The 16,310-nt window shown below is 68.0% G+C and carries 15 protein-coding genes and 2 tRNA genes; 5 read left to right on the top strand and 12 right to left on the bottom strand.

Annotated features, from left to right (window positions below):
• Positions 1–3: 3 nt before the first annotated feature.
• The 3 genes from BJ984_RS03925 (at position 4) to pknB (ending at position 4,992) form a co-directional block, all read left to right on the top strand.
• Positions 4–1,455, top strand: a complete 1,452-nt coding sequence (locus tag BJ984_RS03925; protein ID WP_179546911.1) for a peptidoglycan D,D-transpeptidase FtsI family protein — start codon at positions 4–6, stop codon at positions 1,453–1,455.
• Positions 1,452–3,215: a serine/threonine-protein kinase gene (locus tag BJ984_RS03920; RefSeq protein WP_179546910.1), complete on the top strand. Its 1,764-nt coding sequence runs from the start codon at positions 1,452–1,454 to the stop codon at positions 3,213–3,215. The genes BJ984_RS03925 and BJ984_RS03920 overlap by 4 nt, the downstream gene beginning before the upstream one ends.
• Before the next feature lie 61 nt (positions 3,216–3,276).
• Complete coding sequence (gene pknB / locus BJ984_RS03915) at positions 3,277–4,992, top strand: Stk1 family PASTA domain-containing Ser/Thr kinase (protein ID WP_179546909.1); 1,716 nt, start codon at positions 3,277–3,279, stop codon at positions 4,990–4,992.
• Between the two features lie 24 nt (positions 4,993–5,016).
• Here pknB and BJ984_RS03910 read toward each other — a convergent pair whose 3' ends face one another.
• Genes BJ984_RS03910 through BJ984_RS03900 form a run of 3 tightly spaced genes read right to left on the bottom strand, consistent with a single transcriptional unit; the run spans position 5,017 to position 6,613 of the window.
• Positions 5,017–5,655, bottom strand: a complete 639-nt coding sequence (locus tag BJ984_RS03910; RefSeq protein WP_173182084.1) for an anthranilate synthase component II — start codon at positions 5,653–5,655, stop codon at positions 5,017–5,019.
• A complete protein-coding gene (locus BJ984_RS03905) occupies positions 5,652–5,813 on the bottom strand; it encodes a hypothetical protein (protein WP_173182085.1) in 162 nt (53 codons plus the stop codon). Before BJ984_RS03905 ends, BJ984_RS03910 begins: the two co-directional genes overlap by 4 nt.
• Positions 5,813–6,613: a class E sortase gene (locus tag BJ984_RS03900; RefSeq protein ID WP_179546908.1), complete on the bottom strand. Its 801-nt coding sequence runs from the start codon at positions 6,611–6,613 to the stop codon at positions 5,813–5,815. The genes BJ984_RS03905 and BJ984_RS03900 overlap by 1 nt, the downstream gene beginning before the upstream one ends.
• Positions 6,614–6,715: 102 nt before the next feature.
• Here BJ984_RS03900 and BJ984_RS03895 point away from each other — a divergent pair, with 102 nt between their 5' ends.
• Positions 6,716–6,982, top strand: coding sequence for a cell division protein CrgA (locus tag BJ984_RS03895; protein WP_173182087.1), 267 nt, complete (start codon positions 6,716–6,718; stop codon positions 6,980–6,982).
• Between the two features lie 84 nt (positions 6,983–7,066).
• On the opposite strand, the gene BJ984_RS03890 is transcribed toward BJ984_RS03895, so the two are convergent.
• Together BJ984_RS03890 and BJ984_RS03885 are read right to left on the bottom strand one after the other, a co-directional pair.
• Positions 7,067–7,924, bottom strand: coding sequence for a rhomboid family intramembrane serine protease (locus BJ984_RS03890; RefSeq protein WP_179546907.1), 858 nt, complete (start codon positions 7,922–7,924; stop codon positions 7,067–7,069).
• Between the two features lie 24 nt (positions 7,925–7,948).
• A complete protein-coding gene (locus BJ984_RS03885) occupies positions 7,949–8,488 on the bottom strand; it encodes a peptidylprolyl isomerase (RefSeq protein ID WP_179546906.1) in 540 nt (179 codons plus the stop codon).
• A 142-nt stretch (positions 8,489–8,630) separates the two neighbouring features.
• On the opposite strand from BJ984_RS03885, the gene BJ984_RS03880 reads away from it, so the two are divergent.
• Entirely contained in the window at positions 8,631–9,182 is a 552-nt protein-coding gene (locus BJ984_RS03880) for a hypothetical protein (RefSeq protein WP_173182090.1), read from the top strand.
• 55 nt (positions 9,183–9,237) lie between these two features.
• Here the strand turns inward: BJ984_RS03880 and BJ984_RS03875 are convergent.
• The 7 genes from BJ984_RS03875 to recF all read right to left on the bottom strand — a co-directional run bounded on the left by BJ984_RS03875 (position 9,238) and on the right by recF (position 16,296).
• Positions 9,238–9,310: transfer RNA gene (locus tag BJ984_RS03875), tRNA-Ala, on the bottom strand.
• Positions 9,311–9,332: 22 nt separating this feature from the next.
• Positions 9,333–9,406: transfer RNA gene (locus tag BJ984_RS03870), tRNA-Ile, on the bottom strand.
• A gap of 66 nt (positions 9,407–9,472) precedes the next feature.
• The gene (locus tag BJ984_RS03865) at positions 9,473–9,880 is read right to left on the bottom strand and encodes a DUF3566 domain-containing protein (protein WP_173182091.1); all 408 of its coding nucleotides are present in this window, start codon (positions 9,878–9,880) and stop codon (positions 9,473–9,475) included.
• A complete protein-coding gene (gene gyrA / locus BJ984_RS03860; RefSeq protein WP_179546905.1) occupies positions 9,873–12,440 on the bottom strand; it encodes a DNA gyrase subunit A in 2,568 nt (855 codons plus the stop codon). Before gyrA ends, BJ984_RS03865 begins: the two co-directional genes overlap by 8 nt.
• Before the next feature lie 48 nt (positions 12,441–12,488).
• A complete protein-coding gene (gene gyrB, locus BJ984_RS03855; RefSeq protein ID WP_179546904.1) occupies positions 12,489–14,462 on the bottom strand; it encodes a DNA topoisomerase (ATP-hydrolyzing) subunit B in 1,974 nt (657 codons plus the stop codon).
• 135 nt (positions 14,463–14,597) lie between these two features.
• Positions 14,598–15,107 (bottom strand): DciA family protein, encoded by a 510-nt coding sequence (locus tag BJ984_RS03850; protein ID WP_173182094.1) that lies wholly within the window; start codon positions 15,105–15,107, stop codon positions 14,598–14,600.
• The gene (gene recF, locus BJ984_RS03845; RefSeq protein WP_179546903.1) at positions 15,100–16,296 is read right to left on the bottom strand and encodes a DNA replication/repair protein RecF; all 1,197 of its coding nucleotides are present in this window, start codon (positions 16,294–16,296) and stop codon (positions 15,100–15,102) included. The genes BJ984_RS03850 and recF overlap by 8 nt, the downstream gene beginning before the upstream one ends.
• Positions 16,297–16,310: the final 14 nt, after the last annotated feature.

The raw sequence follows: 16,310 nt of genomic DNA, 5'->3' as shown, positions 1-16,310 counted from the left end.
CCCGTGACCCGAGAACTCAAGCGCGTGAGCATCGTCGTGTTCGCGATGTTCCTGGCCCTGCTCGTCTCGACGACGCTGATCCAGTTCTTCCAGGCCGACAACCTCGCGGGCGACGCCCGGAACGCCCGCACCATCTACGCCAGCTACGACGTCGAGCGCGGGCCGATCCTGGTCGACGGGCAGCCGATCGCGGTCTCGGTGCCCACGGGCGACGAGTTCAAGTACCAGCGGAGCTACCCGCAGGGCCCGCTCTACAGCGCGGTCACGGGCTACTACACACTCGGCCAGGGCTCCAGCCAGATCGAGCAGTCGATGAACGACTACCTCAGCGGCACGAGCGACTCGCAGTTCCTGGAGTACCTCGACCGCCTGGTCACCGGCAAGAACCCGCAGGGCGCCTCGGTCGAGCTCACCATCGACCCGGTGGTGCAGCAGGCCGCGTACGACGCGCTCGGCAGCTACCAGGGCGCCGTCGTGGCGATCGAGCCGTCGACCGGGCGCATCCTGGCCATGGTCTCCAAGCCCGACTACGACCCCAACGCCCTGGCCGCGCACGACACCCAGCAGGTGCTCGACGCCTATGACCAGCTGCTGGCGGCCCCCGGCGACCCGCTCATCAACAAGACGATCAACGACCTGAACCCCCCGGGCTCGACGTTCAAGATCGTCACCACCTCGGCGGCGCTGCAGAACTCCGGGCTGCCGGTCGACCACACCGAGCCGAACCTCGCGCGCCTGCCGCTCCCCGGCAGCGACGCGACCGTGGCGAACGCCGGCGGCGGCACCTGCGGAGGCGGTGACACGGTCTCCATCGCGACCGCCTTCATCCTCTCCTGCAACATCCCGATGGCCGAGCTCGGCATGGAGATGGGCGAGTCCTCGCTCGGCGACATGGCCAGCGCGTTCGGCTTCGGCAGCGAGCTGTCCATCCCGATGGACGTCTCGACGAGCGAGTACCCGCGCGGCCTCGACGACGCGCAGCTCGCCCTCTCGGCCTTCGGTCAGGGCAGCGACGTGGCGACGCCGCTGCAGATCGCGATGCTCTCGGCGGCCGTCGCGAACGGCGGCACGATCATGACGCCCGATCTCATCGACGAGATCCGGGCCCCCGATCTGAGCGTGCTGCAGAGCTTCGAGGCGAAGGAATTCTCGACCCCGCTGACCGATGTAACAGCTTCGGAACTTTCGACGCTGATGGCGCAGGCGGTCGATAACGGCGCGGCTACTAATGCAAGAATAGACGGCGTCAGTGTGGCTGGTAAGACCGGCACCGCAGAGAACGGGGAAGACGATCCCTACACCCTGTGGTTCACCGGTTTCGCCCCGGCTGACAACCCTCGGGTCGCCGTCGCTGTGGTCGTGGAAGACGGCGGTGGGCTGGGCCAATCGGGCACAGGCAACGAATTGGCCGCGCCGATCGCGAAACGAGTACTAGAGGCGGTGCTGAGTAAATGAGACCCACAGCAGGGGTGACCTTCGGGGGCCGGTACGAGCTGTCGAATCGCATCGCGATCGGCGGCATGGGCGAGGTCTGGCAGGCGACCGACCTCGTGATCGGCCGCACCGTCGCGATCAAGATCCTGAAGGACGAGTACCTGGGCGACCCGGGCTTCCTCGAGCGCTTCCGCGCCGAGGCCCGGCACGCCGCGCTCGTCAACCACGAGGGCATCGCGAACGTCTTCGACTACGGCGAGGAGGAGGGCAGCGCCTACCTCGTGATGGAGCTGGTGCCCGGCGAGGCGCTCTCCACCATCCTCGAGCGCGAGCACGTGCTCTCCACCGACCGGGTGCTCGACATCGTCGCCCAGACCGCGCTCGCCCTGCAGGCCGCGCACGCCGCGGGCCTCGTGCACCGCGACATCAAGCCAGGCAACCTGCTGATCACGCCCGACGGCCGTGTGAAGATCACCGACTTCGGCATCGCTCGCATCGCCGACCAGGTGCCGCTCACCGCGACCGGCCAGGTCATGGGCACCGTGCAGTACCTCTCGCCCGAGCAGGCCAGCGGTCAGCCGGCCTCCCCCACCACCGACATCTACTCGCTCGGCATCGTCGCCTACGAGTGCCTGGCGGGCAAGCGCCCGTTCACGGGCGAGTCGCAGGTCGCGATCGCGATGGCGCAGATCAACGAGACGCCGCCCGACCTGCCGACCACGATCGCCACCCCGGTGCGCAACCTCGTGCTCTCCTGCATCGCCAAGAAGCCCGAAGACCGGCCGACCTCCACCGGTGCCCTCGCGCGGGCCGCCATGGCGCTGCGTCGCGGCGACATCGCCTCGGCGGCGGCGGCCGTGCCCGCTGTGCTCGGCGACGAGCCGCTGCCCCCGACCTCGGCCACCACCGTCATGCCGACGAGCAACGACGCCACCCAGGCGACCACCGTGCTCGCCGCGGCGGGAGCCGGTGCCGCCGGTGGAGCCGCGGCCAACCCGCTGCTGTTCCCCACCGACCCCGAGACCGACGCGGTCGAGGAGGCGCCGAAGAAGCGCAGCCCGTGGACCTGGCCGCTCATCGTGCTGATCATCATCCTGCTGGTCATCGGCGTCGGAACCCTCGTCACCGTTCTCTTCCAGAACAACAACGGCGGCAACGCGGTGCCCGCGACCACCTCCACGAGCGCACCGCCCACCTCCGCGCCTCCGACCACCACGGCTCCGTCGCCCACGCCGTCCAACACGCGCATCCCCGTCTCCGAGGCGGAGCTCAAGGGCCAGTCGTTCGCCGACGCCTCGGGCATCCTCGAGGGCATGGGCCTGTCGGCCAGCCGCGTGGTCGGCAACGCCGCCCCCTCGGCCGATCAGGTCGACGTCGTCTACCAGGCCACCCCCGTCGGCAACGTCGACCCGGGTACCACCATCCAGCTCACGGTCTACGGCGACGTGATCGTTCCCGACGCCCCGGCGACGGCTCCGACCACCGACTCCGGCAGCGTGGAGCCCGGTGAGAACTTCACGGTCTCCTGGTCGTCGTACAGCTGCCCCTCGGGAACCACGCTCGACGGCTACACGCTGCAGGCGACGAACGCGACCCTGCAGGCCGAGCCGGGAACGGCGACGAGCGCCGAGTTCACGGCGACGGGTGCCGAGACCTCGACCATCGAGATCAAGTACCAGGTGACCTGCTCCGGCTCGGCCTCGGGCTTCTCGCCAGCGCTGACACTGTCGATCTCCGGTGGCGGCCCGACGCCCAAGCCCTCCGAGACGCCCGAAGATTGAGCCCGACCGGTAGCCTGACCTCGACACCTGTCCGTTTGACGATTTCCGTGGAGCAGCACCTGTGACCGACGACACCCGCCTCCTCGCCGGGAGGTATCGCATCGGCGAGCTCATCGGGCGCGGCGGCATGTCGAACGTCTACTCGGGCCGCGACGAGCGGCTCGGCCGGCAGGTCGCCATCAAGCTGCTGAAGTCGTCGCTCGCGGGCGACCCGGTGTTCCGCACCCGGTTCCGCCAGGAGGCGCAGGCCGCGTCGCGCATGGCGCATCCCACGATCGTGCGCGTCTTCGACGCCGGCGAGGAGCGGGTGGCCGAGGCCGGCGGCTTCGAGGGCATCGTGCCGTTCATCGTGATGGAGTTCGTCGAGGGCAAGCTGCTCAAGGACGTGATCAAGGAGGGGCCGGTCGACTCGGCCGAGGCCATCCGCATCACCGAGGGCATCCTCACCGCCCTGGAGTACTCGCACCGCGCCGGCGTCGTGCACCGCGACATCAAGCCGGGCAACGTGATGATCACGCACGGCGGCCAGGTGAAGGTGATGGACTTCGGCATCGCCCGGGCCATCTCCGACTCCTCGGCCACGGTCGCGCAGACCACGGCGATCCTCGGCACGGCTCAGTACTTCTCGCCCGAGCAGGCCCGGGGCGAGTCCGTCGACGCCCGCACCGACCTCTACTCCACCGGCGTCGTGCTGTTCGAGATGCTCACCGGCCAGCCGCCGTTCAAGGGCGAGACCCCGGTCGCCGTCGCCTACCAGCACGTCAGCGAGATGCCGGTCGCCCCGTCGACGATCAACCCGCAGGTGTCGCCGGCGATCGACCAGGTCACCCTGCATGCCCTGGCGAAGGACCGCTTCGCCCGCTTCCAGAACGCGGTCGAGTTCCGCACCGACCTGCAGATCGCCGGTGCGGGCAAGATCCCGTCGAAGCGCGTGCCCGCCGACGACTTCCAGTCCTCCCTCTTCGGAGCTCCGCCGAGCCTCACCCAGGGAACAGATTCGGCGCTCACCCAGCTCGCCGGAGACGACGAGTACTCGGTGCGCACGCAGTCGCGGCCGCCTGTGGTCTGGATCTGGGCGGGCGTCGTCTCGGTCGCCGTCATCCTCGTGGCGATCGTGTTCTGGGTGCTGACCCTCACCCCCACCGACACGTTGCCCTCCACCTCGCGCGAGATCCCCACCATGACGGGGCAGAGCTACGAGGCGGCCGACGCCACCCTGCAGCAGCTCGACCTGGTGACCGCGCGCTACGACGTCTACAGCGACACGGTGCCCGCGGGCCAGGTCGTCGACACCGATCCGCCGGCCGGCACCATCGTCGGCCCCGGCACGGTCATCGACGTGCGGGTCTCGCAGGGGCGCCAGTCGGTCACGGTGCCGACGGTCAGCGGCCAGGCGGCGACGGATGCGAGCACGGCCCTCACGACGGCGGGCTTCTCGGTCGGCCAGACGGTCAAGGAGAACTCGCCCGACGTGCCGTCGGACATCGTCATCCGCACCGACCCCGACGGCGGCACAGGCGCCTTCGCCGGCGACACCATCGAACTGGTCGTCTCCACCGGCCTCGTCTCCGTGCCCGACGTCACGGGCGAGCCCTACACCGACGCGCAGACCACCCTCGCGGGCCTGCAGCTCGAGGTCACGGTGCAGCCCGACCCCGGATGCGCGGCGACGCCGCAGAGCCCGGGCGTCAGCCAACCGGTCTCGAGCCAGTCGATCCGCGAGGGCGACGCCGCTCAGAAGTCGGCGATCACGATCTTCTACTGCAGCGGCGCCTGATCATCCTTACTACTTGCGCCGGGGTCAGACCGCGCGCAGCAGCGGGTTGAGCGTGGCGGCACGCTCGGGAGCCTCGGCGAGGCCCGCGGTCGCGAGCCAGTTGCCGAGCATCCGGTAGCCGCCCTCGGTCAGCACCGACTCGGGGTGGAACTGAACCCCGTACACCGGTGCGGTGACGTGACGCACGCCCATGATGACGCCGCCGTCGGTGCGCGAGGTCACGACGAGCGAGTCGGGCACCGTGCCGTCGACCACGGCGAGCGAGTGGTAGCGGGTGGCCGTGAAGCCGTCGGGCACCCCGTCGTAGAAGGGGTCGTCGTCGTGCCGGATGACCGAGGTCTTGCCGTGCATCAGCTCTTCGGCGTTGGTGACCGTCGCCCCGAGGGCCTCGGCGATCGCCTGGTGGCCGAGGCACACGCCGAGCAGCGGGGTGCCGGAGTCGAGGGCCGCCAGCACGACCGGGATCGAGACGCCGGCCTCGGACGGCTTGCCGGGACCGGGTGAGACCAGCACGGCGTCGTAGCCGGCGATCGTCTCGGCGGCGTCGGCCGCGTCGAAGGAGTCGTTGCGCACGACCTCGGTCTCGGCACCGAGCTGCTGCAGATAGCCGTTGAGCGTGTAGACGAAGCTGTCGTAGTTGTCGATCACGAGAACACGGGTCATCGATCCACCGTCACATCCTGAGCGGGGGCCGTCATCTGATCGACCCAGGGGAACACGAAGAACGCGAGCAGGTAGAGCACCGCCGCGACCAGCACGAGCACGATCAGGATGCGCAGCCAGACCGGCCCGGGGATGAGTCGCCAGAGCGTCGCGTACATCAGGCCCCCACCAATCCCGAGATCTCGGCCGGAGCCCCGACGGAGCGCGGCGTCCAGTCGGTCAGCACCGAGTAGGCGATGATGCGCTCGCTCGCCACGTAGAGCGGATTGCAGCTCGTCATGGTGAGGATGCGGTCGGTGGGCGCGGCGTTCGGCACCTGCGGCACGGGGTCGATGACACCGACGCCGTAGGGCGTGACGTATTCCAGCCCGCGGAAGGTGTACGTGTACCAGCCCGCCTGGGTCTCGACGTAGACCTTGTCGCCCAGCTGCAGCTCATTGATCTTCAGGAACGGGCTGCCCCAGCCGTCGCGGTGCGCGGCGATGGCGAAGTTGCCGATCTCGCCGGGCATCTGGGTGGAGGCGTAGTGACCGGCGCCGCCCTTGTTCAGCACCGAACGCGGATCGACCCCCTCGGCGATGGTCTTCTTGAAGTCGGAGCCGAAGCGCGGCACGTAGACGACCGCGAACTCCTCGGCGTCGCCGGGAGCCGCGTCGGCGGCGGGCGGCTCGCCGTAGGCGAAGGCAGGGGTCGCCGTGGTGCCGTCGGTGGCGGGCGCGACGGGCGCCGGCGAGGCGCCGTCGTCACCCGACTGCCAGCCGTCGATCAGCTGGTCGGCGTCGGAGGCCTGCTGGTTGCTCAGCATCACCCCGTTCAGCGTGAACTGCCAGCCGAGGAAGAGCAGCACCAGCACGCCGGCCGTGATCAGCAGTTCGCCGAACACCCCGACGACGCGGGAGACCAGGCCGCGCTTGCGCCGTCGCGGGCGCCGGAGCTCGCCCTGCACGCTGTCGGTCATGCCCACAATCCTAGGAGTTGTGGCTGAGCACCGGCCACGAAGGCGACAGCCTGTGGAGAACCGGTGGAGAACGGGGGATGAATCCCCGTTAGAATCATCGGCATGGCCCGAGACAAAGCATCCACGAAGGACCTCGCCCGTCGCAACCGCGACGTCCAGCGCACCAGCTCCGACGATTCGGCCCAGAACCCCAACCCGGTCTGGTTCAAACCGGTCATGTTCGGGTTCATGATCGTCGGTCTGCTGTGGATCATCGTGTTCTACGTGAGCCAGGGCCTGTTCCCCGTCCCCGACCTGGGCAGCTGGAACATCCTGGTCGGCTTCGGCATCGCCTTCATCGGGTTCATCATGACCACCAGGTGGCGCTGAACTACACCGGTGTGATTATCCCCAATGTGGAAACTCCTGTGGAGAATTCCACAGTGTGGATAACTCTGTTAGTCGTTCTAGCAATCAGACGAGTGCGCGAATCACGGTGAGGGCCACGAGGGCCACCGCGATCCCCGTCACACCGACGATCTGAGCGGTTCGCTGGCGCCGGTTGCGCGTGCGCACGAGCACCAGCGCGACGAGCCCGCCGGCGACGATGCCGCCCACGTGCGCCTGCCACGAGATGCCCGGCACGAAGAAGCCCCAGGCGAGGTTCAGCACCACCAGCACCACGAATTGGATGCTGTTCCCGCCGAGGTGCCGGTTGATGATGAAGAAGGCGCCCATCAGGCCGAAGATCGCGCCGGACGCTCCGACGGTGCCCTGCATCGGGTCGCCCAGGAGGTCGACGGCCACGGAGCCGCCGAAGCCCGCGATGAGGTAGAGGGCGAGGAAGCGGCCTCGCCCGAGCATCCGTTCGAGCACCCCGCCGAAGATGAACAGCGAGTACATGTTCAGCAGGATGTGCAGCGGCAGGAGCGAAGCGGTCGAGTGCGTGAAGATCGCGGTGATCATGCGCCACGGCTCGAGGGGCGCCCCGGTGTCGGGCTGCACGTACGCCGGGGCGAACAGCAGCGCGTTCGTGACGCCGAGCCCGGGGATGAGCTGCAGGCCGAAGACGACGATGCAGAGCGCGATCAGCGAGTAGGTGACGACGGGCGCGTCGGCCCCGGTCAGCCGGCGGGCGACCGCTCGGCTGCGCTTCGGGCGCGGGATGCTCGCCCGGTCTCGGCGCGCGCACTCGACGCAGTGCACCCCCACCGCCGCCTGCACCTGGCACTCGGGGCAGATGGTGCGGCCGCAGCGCTGGCAGAGCACGAAGCTCTGCCGGCCGGGGTGGCGGTAGCAGTAGTTGTCGGCCGAGACCGGGGCGCTCGTCATCGGGGGTGTCGCGTCGGGGAGGGGTCAGACCTCGGTGACGGTGACGTTCTCGAGCACGACCTCGTCGAGCGGACGGTCGTAGGCGTCGGTGGCGACACCGGCCAGCTTGTCGACGATGCGGCGCGAGGCGTCGTCGGCGACCTCACCGAAGATGGTGTGCTTGCCCTGCAGCCAGGTGGTGGGGCCGACGGTGATGAAGAACTGCGAGCCGTTGGTGCCCTTGCCGCCCTGCAGCCCGGCGTTGGCCATGGCGAGGATGTAAGGCTCGGTGAAGTCGAGCTCGGGGTTGATCTCGTCGTCGAAGCGGAAGCCGGGGCCGCCGGTGCCGTTGCCGAGCGGGTCGCCGCCCTGGATCATGAAGCCGGGGATGATGCGGTGGAAGACGATGTTCTCGTAGAGGGGCGCCGTCGACGGCTTGCCCGTCTTCGGGTCGGTCCACTCGAGCCCGCCGGTGGCGAGGCCGATGAAGTTCTTGACGGTCTTGGGGGCGTGGTGACCGTACAGATTCACGACGATGGGGCCGTGGTTGGTGGTGATGGTGGCGACATGGGTGTGTGCGGGCATGGCTCGATTCTGTCATACCGGCACGCCGCATCCAGTGAAGGCCCAGACGATGAGGAGCGGATGATCAGGGCCGCGAACTACTGCGGCGGTGCAGAGCGTGCCAAGATGAAGTTGTCCGTGCTTTCGCCGATGGAGGTTTCCCATGAGTCTTTCCCGCAAGCGTCGCAAGGCGCTCAAGCGCCTGAAGGGTTCGGCAGAAGAACTGTGGCTCGACCAGCAGGACGTGCTCGACCGCGCCAACACGATCATCCGTGAGGCCGGCAAGCAGGCCAGCTTCCTCACCGAGGAGCAGGTCAAGCCCCGCGTGAAGAGCGCCGTCGACTCCGTCGCCCCCACGGTGAGCCGCAAGGTCGCCGAGGTCAAGGTCGCCGGCTCGACCGTGAAGAAGCAGTTCTCGTCCGAGGTCATCCCCGCCCTCGCCTCGACGCTCGGCTCGGCTGCAGCGGTGCTGCAGTCCTCGAAGAACCCCGAGTTCCTCAAGGACGCCGGCAAGAAGGTCAAGGAGGCCAGCAAGGCCGTCAAGAAGTCCGCCCCGAAGTCGGGCGGCTCGAAGGTCGGTACCGCGTTCGTCGTCAGCCTCGGCGTCGTCACTCTCGTCGGTGTCGGCTACGCCCTCTGGCAGACCTTCCGCGCCGACGACGAGCTCTGGATCGCCGACGAGGACCCGGAGCCCGAGACCAACCCCGAGAGCTGACCTCAGCCCCTCGACGACAGAAGCCCCTCACCTCACGGTGGGGGGCTTCTTTCGGTGGAGCCTGGGAGAATCGAACTCCCGACATCCTGCTTGCAAAGCAGGCGCTCTACCAACTGAGCTAAGGCCCCGTTCGGGGAGTGAATCTATGGGTGGGGCTACAAGGACTTGAACCTTGGACCTCTTCGTTATCAGCGAAGCGCTCTAACCGCCTGAGCTATAGCCCCGTTTTTTTGACCAGAGTAGAGATTACCCTACGCAGTGCCCGATCACACAATCGGGCCGGTCGAGCGTCACTTGTTGGTGAAGCCCAGCATGATGCCGCCGGTGATCCGCACGGCCAAGTTGTACAGCGCGGCCCAGATCGCTCCGAGCGCGGTGATGACGATGACGTTCAGGATGGCCACGACGATCGAGAAGCCCATCACCTGCGGCAGCGAGGCGAAGTCGAACAGGTCGAAGTTGCCGGCGCCCGCGATGTCCTGCAGCAGGGTGTTGATCGAATCGAACACGCCCGTCTGATTCAGCACCGACCACACCAGGAAGCTGGCGACCACGGTCACGATTCCGAGGATGATGGCGAGCAGGAACGAGATCTTCAGCACCGACCAGAAGTCGATGTAGACCAGCTTCAGCCGGACCTGCTTGGTGTTGGCGACTCTTGCCGTTTTCTTCGCGAATTTGTCGCCAAGATTACTCATCCGTCGTTACGTCCTCTCCAGGCGCAGACCCGGCGTCTGCGCTCTCCCCGAGTGCCTCGCCCAGCACGGGTTCTGCACCCGCCTCGAGCTCGGACTCCAGGTTGCGTTCGGTGTTCTTGGCCACCGCGATGATGCGATCATCGTCCGCGAAGCGGGCGAAGACCACGCCCATCGTGTCGCGTCCCTTGGCCGGAACTTCGGCCACGGCAGAGCGTACCACCTTGCCACTGGCAAGAACCACAAGGACCTCGTCGTCCTCCCCGACGATCAGGGAGCCGATCAGATCGCCCCGGGCATCCTGCAGCTTGGCCACCTTGATGCCCAGTCCGCCACGGCCCTGCACCCGGTACTCGTCGACCGAGGTGCGCTTCGCGTAGCCGCCCTCGGTGACGATGAACACGAAGCCCTCGTCGGAGACCACGGAGGCGCCCTGCAGCGAGTCCTCCCCACGGAACTTCATGCCGATGACCCCGGAGGTCGCGCGGCCCATCGGGCGCAGCGCGTCGTCGCTCGCGGTGAAGCGGATCGACATGCCCTTCTTGGACACCAGCAGCAGATCGCTGTCCTCGTCGACCAGCAGCGCCGAGACGAGCTCGTCGTCGTCGCGCAGGTTGATCGCGATGATGCCGCCCGAGCGGTTCGTGTCGTACTCGGTCAGCGACGTCTTCTTCAGCAGGCCGCCCTTGGTGGCGAGCACCAGGTACTGCGCGGTCTGGTAGTCGCGGATGTCGAGGATCTGCGTGATCTGCTCGTCAGGCGCGAGCGCCAGCAGGTTCGCGACGTGCTGCCCCTTGGCGTCGCGTCCGGCCTCCTGCAGCTCGTACGCCTTGGCGCGGTAGACGCGGCCCCGGTTGGTGAAGAACAGCAGCCAGTGGTGCGTCGTCGTGACGAAGAAGTGCTCGACCACGTCATCCGCTCGCAACTGGGCGCCCTTGACGCCCTTGCCGCCCCGGTGCTGGCTGCGGTAGTTGTCGCTGCGCGTGCGCTTGACGTACCCGCCGCGGGTGACGGTGACGACCATCTCCTCCTCGGGGATGAGGTCTTCGATGTTCATGTCGCCGTCGAAGCCGAACATGATCTCGGTGCGCCGGTCGTCGCCGAACTTCTCGACGATCTCGCCGAGCTCCTCGGTGATGATCTCGCGCTGGCGCTGCGGGCTGCCGAGGATGACGTTGTACTCGTCGATCTTCAGCTGGAGGGCCTCGGCCTCCTCCTGGATCTTCTGGCGCTCGAGGGCGGCCAGGCGGCGCAGCTGCAGCTCGAGGATGGCGCGGGACTGCAGCTCGTCGATGTCGAGCAGCTCCATCAGGCCGTCGCGGGCCTCCTCGACCGTGGGCGAACGGCGGATGAGTGCGATGACCTCGTCGAGCGCGTCGAGCGCCTTGAGGTAACCGCGCAGGATGTGCATCCGCGCCTCGGCCTCGCGCAGGCGGAAGCGGGTGCGGCGCACGATGACGTCGATCTGGTGCGCGACCCACTCGGTGATGAAGCCGTCGAGCGGGAGGGTGCGCGGGATGCCGTCGACGATCGCCAGCATGTTGGCGCCGAAGTTCTCCTGCAGCGAGGTGTGCTTGTAGAGGTTGTTCAGCACGACCTTGGCCACCGCGTCGCGCTTCAGCACGATCACGAGGCGCTGACCGGTGCGGCCCGAGGTCTCGTCACGGATGTCGGCGATGCCCGAGAGCCGGCCGTCCTTCACGAGGTCGGCGATCTTGATGGCCAGGTTGTCGGGGTTGACTTGGTAGGGCAGCTCGGTGACGACGAGGCAGGTACGGCCCTGCAGCTCCTCGACGCTCACCACGGCGCGCATGGTGATGGAACCGCGACCGGTTCGGTAGGCGTCGTGGATGCCCTTGACGCCGAGGATCTGCGCGCCGGTGGGGAAGTCGGGGCCCTTGATGCGCTGCATCAGGGCCTCGAGCAGCTCCTCGCGGGAGGCCTCGGGGTTCTCGAGGTACCAGATGGCGCCGGCGGCGACCTCGCGCAGGTTGTGCGGCGGGATGTTCGTGGCCATGCCGACCGCGATGCCGACCGATCCGTTGACCAGCAGGTTCGGGAAGCGGCTCGGCAGGACGACCGGCTCGAGGGTGCGGCCGTCGTAGTTGTCCTGGAAGTCGACCGTCTCTTCCTGGATGTCGCGCACCATCTCGAGCGCGAGCGGGGCCATCTTCGTCTCGGTGTACCGGGGGGCGGCGGCACCGTCGTTGCCGGGCGAGCCGAAGTTGCCCTGGCCGAGCGCCAGCGGGTAGCGGAGGCTCCAGGGCTGGATGAGGCGCACGAGGGTGTCGTAGATCGACGTGTCGCCGTGAGGGTGGAACTGACCCATCACCTCGCCGACCACGCGGGCCGACTTCGAGAACGCGCGGTCGGGGCGGTAGCCGCCGTCGTACATCGCGTAGATCACGCGGCGGTGCACGGGCTTCAGCCCGTCGCGCACGTCGGGCAGGGCGCGCCCGACGATGACGCTCATCGCGTAGTCGAGGTAGGAGCGCTGCATCTCCAGCTGGAGATCGACCTGCTCGATGCGATCGCCGGCGGGCGGAGTGATTTCGTCAGTCATGTGTCAGTCTCGATCGAAGGGTCAGAAGCGGAGCGCGGTCAGGCGCGGTCAGATGTCCAGGAAGCGGACGTCTTTGGCGTTCTTCTGGATGAAGTTGCGGCGCGATTCGACGTCTTCGCCCATCAGGGTGGAGAAGATCTCGTCGGCCGCGGCCGCGTCGTCGAGGGTGATCTGGCGGAGGGTGCGGGTGTCGGGGTCCATCGTGGTGTCCCAGAGCTCGCGGTAGTCCATCTCGCCGAGGCCCTTGTAGCGCTGGATGCCGTTCTCCTTGGGCATCCGCTTGCCCGCGGCCTGCCCGTCGACCAGCAGCGCGTCGCGCTCGGCGTCGGAGTAGACGTACTCGTGCGGCGAGTTCGACCACTTCAGTCGGTAGAGCGGCGGCATGGCGAGGTAGACGTAGCCCAGCTCGATCAACGGCCGCATGTAGCGGAACACCAGCGTGAGCAGCAGCGTCGTGATGTGCTGGCCGTCGACGTCGGCATCGGCCATCAGCACGATCTTGTGGTACCGGGCCTTGTCGGGGTTGAAGTCCTCGCCGATGCCGGCGCCGAACGCCGTGATCATGGCCTGCACCTCGTTGTTGCCGAGCGCGCGGTCGAGCCGGGCCTTCTCGACGTTCAGGATCTTGCCGCGGAGAGGCAGGATGGCCTGGGTCTCGGGGTTGCGGCCCTGAATGGCGGAGCCGCCGGCCGAGTCGCCCTCGACGATGAAGATCTCGCTCTTGGCGGGGTCGCGGCTCGAGCAGTCCTTCAGCTTGCCGGGCATGCCGCCGCCCTCGAGCAGCCCCTTGCGGCGGGTCTGCTCGCGCGCCTTGCGGGCGGCGAGACGGGCCTGCGAGGCCTGGATGGCCTTGCGGATGATGTCGCGCGCCTGAACGGGGTTGCGGTCGAACCAGTCGGTGAGCTCGGTGCCGACGACCTTCTGCACGAAGGCCTTCGCCTCGGTGTTGCCGAGCTTGGTCTTCGTCTGACCCTCGAACTGCGGCTCGGCGAGCTTGATCGAGATGACGGCCGTGAGGCCCTCGCGCACGTCGTCGCCGGAGAGGTTGTCGTCCTTCTCCTTGATGATGTTCTTCTCGCGCGCGTAGCGGTTCACCAGCGAGGTGAGCGCGGCGCGGAAGCCCTCCTCGTGGGTGCCGCCCTCGTGCGTGTTGATCGTGTTGGCGTAGGTGTGGACGCTCTCGGTGTAGCCCGTCGTCCACTGCATCGCCACCTCGAGCGCGATCTTGCGCTCGGTGTCCTCCTGCTCGAAGGAGATGATCTCCTCGTTGACGAGGTCGGCCTTCTTGGAGCGGTTGAGGTACTCGACGTAGTCCTTCAGGCCGTTCTCGTAGAGGTAGGTGACCGAGGTCTCCTCGTCCTCCCCGGACTCGCCACCCCGCTCATCCGTCAGCTTGATGGCGAGGCCCTTGTTCAGGAAGGCCATCTGCTGGAAGCGGGCACGCAGGGTCTCGTAGTCGAACTCGACGGTCTCGAAGATGTCGGCGTTCGGCCAGAACGTGATGCGCGTCCCGGTCTCGGTCGTGGACTCGCCCTGCTCGAGGGGAGCCTGGGGCACACCGATCTTGTAGCTCTGCCGGTACACGGCGCCCTGGCGGCGCACCTCGACGTCGAGTTCGCTCGACAGAGCGTTCACGACGGATGAGCCCACGCCGTGCAGACCACCCGAGACCGCGTAGCCGCCACCGCCGAACTTGCCACCGGCGTGCAGGATGGTGAGGACGACCTCGACGGTCGACTTCTTCTGCACGGGGTGGATGTCGACCGGGATGCCCCGGCCGTTGTCGGTGACCGTGATGCCGCCGTCTTTGCGCATGACCACTTCGATGTGGGTGGCATAGCCGGCGAGCGCCTCATCGACGGAGTTGTCGACGATCTCGTATACCAGGTGGTGCAGACCTCGAGGCCCTGTCGAGCCGATGTACATGCCGGGGCGCTTGCGCACCGCTTCGAGGCCTTCGAGAACCTGGATCTGGTCGGCGCCGTACTCGTTGTCGGGGTGGACCTTGTCCGATTCAGACATATGGAAATGGGCTCCTCAGTGCCGCGCCCAACGGCCGGGCAGGCGACCCTTAATTCTATCAAACCCGGGATGGGAAAAAGCGGTCAGACGCCCCGTAGAGGAGATTTCTCCACTGGCGTGACCATATTTGCCCCGTCAGCCGTAGGTATCGCGAGGACCCCGCCCTGGAATCGATCTGGAGCCCCGTTTCCAGGACGGGGCGTGGGGGGCTTCGAAGCGGATCGACTCGATGCCCGCCTCGGGAAAACGCTGAGCAATCGTCGTCATGATCAGCACACGCATGTGCCGCAGCTGGGTCGCCCAGGCCGTCGAGTCGCACTGCACCGTCAGCACCGAGTCGGTGATGCCGATCGGCCGGCTGTGCTCGGCGGTCTCGGGCCCGGCGATCTCGGTCCAGGCGAGCAGGAGGTCGCTCTTCGCGAGCGACGAACCCCAGCCGAGCTCGCTGGAGAGCCCCGACATCACGTCGCCCAGTCCCTTCGGGTCGCGCCCGACGCCGTAGGGAACGCTCGCCTCGTCGTCGCCGCGCGCCCTCGTCTTCTTCTCGCGCCAGCGGGCGGCGCGGGAGGTGGGGTCGCCGAACGCCGTCTTCAGGCGCAGGTAGACGTTCTGCGATTCGGGGTTGCGCCTGGTGGGTTCAGGCATCCTGCGCCTCGGGAGCGTTCGGGGACTCCACGATGGCCCCGGCCTCGATGCGCACGGTGTGGGCGGTCAGCGCCTCGGGCACGTCGTCGTACACCGCGGCGGTGATGAGCACCTGCTCGTAGTCCTTCACCGCATCCGCCAGCCGCCCGCGCCGGCGCTGGTCGAGCTCGGCGAACACGTCGTCGAGGATCACGATCGGGTCGCCCGTCGAGGAGTCGGCCCGCAGCAGCTCGGCGCACGCGAGCTTCAGGGCGAGGGCGAACGACCACGACTCGCCATGGCTCGCGTACCCCTTGGCCGGAAGGGTGTTCAGCCGGAACAGCACGTCGTCGCGGTGCGGCCCCACCAGCGTGATGCCCCGGTCGCGCTCGGCGCGGGCGACCCGCTCGAGCGCGGCGCGGAAGGCATCGGCGAGCTGTTCCCGTGAGAGAGCCGGCGCGCTGTTCGTGCTCTCGTCGCCCACCGCGTCGTCGTCGGTCTCCGGATGCTCGGACAGCACACTCATCACGACCTCGAGTGTCGGCTCCTGATCCGACCCCGCCACCGCCTGGTAGGCCTCGCGCACGAAGGGCCCCAGCGCAGCGACGATCGCGATCCGCTCGGCCATGATCTCGGAGCCGAGTTCGACCAGTCGCTCGTTCCAGAGCTCGAGCGTGCTGAGCTTCGCCTCTTTCAGGCCGGATGCCCGGGCTGATTTCAGCAGGGCGTTGCGCTGCTTGAGCACCCGCTCGTAGTCGGCGAACACCCCGAGCAGGCGCGGCGCCTTCGCCCCGAGCAGTCCGTCGACGAACCGGCGGCGCGTGGACGGCTCCCCGCGCACGAGCGCCAGATCCTCCGGTGCGAACAGCACGGTGGAGATGTACCGCGGGAGCTCCCTCGGCTTGATCGCCGCCCGGTTGACCTGGGCGCGGTTCGCACCGGAGCGGTTCAGCTGCAGCTCGACGAGCAGCTCGCGCCCCTCGTGCTCGAGCCGGGCCCGGACGATCGCGGCGTCCTCACCCGCGCGGATGAGGGCCTGATCGTTCGAGACCCGGTGCGAGCCGAGCGTGCTGAGGTAGCCCAGGGACTCGACGAGGTTCGTCTTGCCCTGACCGTTCCGCCCCACGAACAGGTTCGCGCCCGGCTCCAGCGCCACCTCCGCGGTGCGGTAGTTGCGGAAGTCGGTGAGGCTCAGATGACGGACGATCACGACCTGGGGGCGTC

Origin of the sequence: Herbiconiux flava (assembly GCF_013409865.1) — a bacterium.
GTDB lineage: Bacteria > Actinomycetota > Actinomycetes > Actinomycetales > Microbacteriaceae > Herbiconiux > Herbiconiux flava.
This window is presented reverse-complemented; position numbering and strand designations above follow the sequence as displayed.

Bases quoted from the DNA above. Each gene is read 5' to 3' on its own strand.
- BJ984_RS03910 (WP_173182084.1), bottom strand. From the start codon at position 5,655: ATGACCCGTGTTCTCGTGATCGACAACTACGACAGCTTCGTCTACACG.
- BJ984_RS03900 (WP_179546908.1), bottom strand. From the start codon at position 6,613: ATGACCGACAGCGTGCAGGGCGAGCTCCGGCGCCCGCGACGGCGCAAG.
- BJ984_RS03865 (WP_173182091.1), bottom strand. From the start codon at position 9,880: ATGAGTAATCTTGGCGACAAATTCGCGAAGAAAACGGCAAGAGTCGCC.
- BJ984_RS03895 (WP_173182087.1), top strand. From the start codon at position 6,716: ATGGCCCGAGACAAAGCATCCACGAAGGACCTCGCCCGTCGCAACCGC.
- BJ984_RS03905 (WP_173182085.1), bottom strand. From the start codon at position 5,813: ATGTACGCGACGCTCTGGCGACTCATCCCCGGGCCGGTCTGGCTGCGC.
- BJ984_RS03890 (WP_179546907.1), bottom strand. From the start codon at position 7,924: ATGACGAGCGCCCCGGTCTCGGCCGACAACTACTGCTACCGCCACCCC.
- BJ984_RS03885 (WP_179546906.1), bottom strand. From the start codon at position 8,488: ATGCCCGCACACACCCATGTCGCCACCATCACCACCAACCACGGCCCC.
- BJ984_RS03850 (WP_173182094.1), bottom strand. From the start codon at position 15,107: ATGCCTGAACCCACCAGGCGCAACCCCGAATCGCAGAACGTCTACCTG.
- BJ984_RS03920 (WP_179546910.1), top strand. From the start codon at position 1,452: ATGAGACCCACAGCAGGGGTGACCTTCGGGGGCCGGTACGAGCTGTCG.
- gyrA (WP_179546905.1), bottom strand. From the start codon at position 12,440: ATGACTGACGAAATCACTCCGCCCGCCGGCGATCGCATCGAGCAGGTC.
- gyrB (WP_179546904.1), bottom strand. From the start codon at position 14,462: ATGTCTGAATCGGACAAGGTCCACCCCGACAACGAGTACGGCGCCGAC.
- BJ984_RS03880 (WP_173182090.1), top strand. From the start codon at position 8,631: ATGAGTCTTTCCCGCAAGCGTCGCAAGGCGCTCAAGCGCCTGAAGGGT.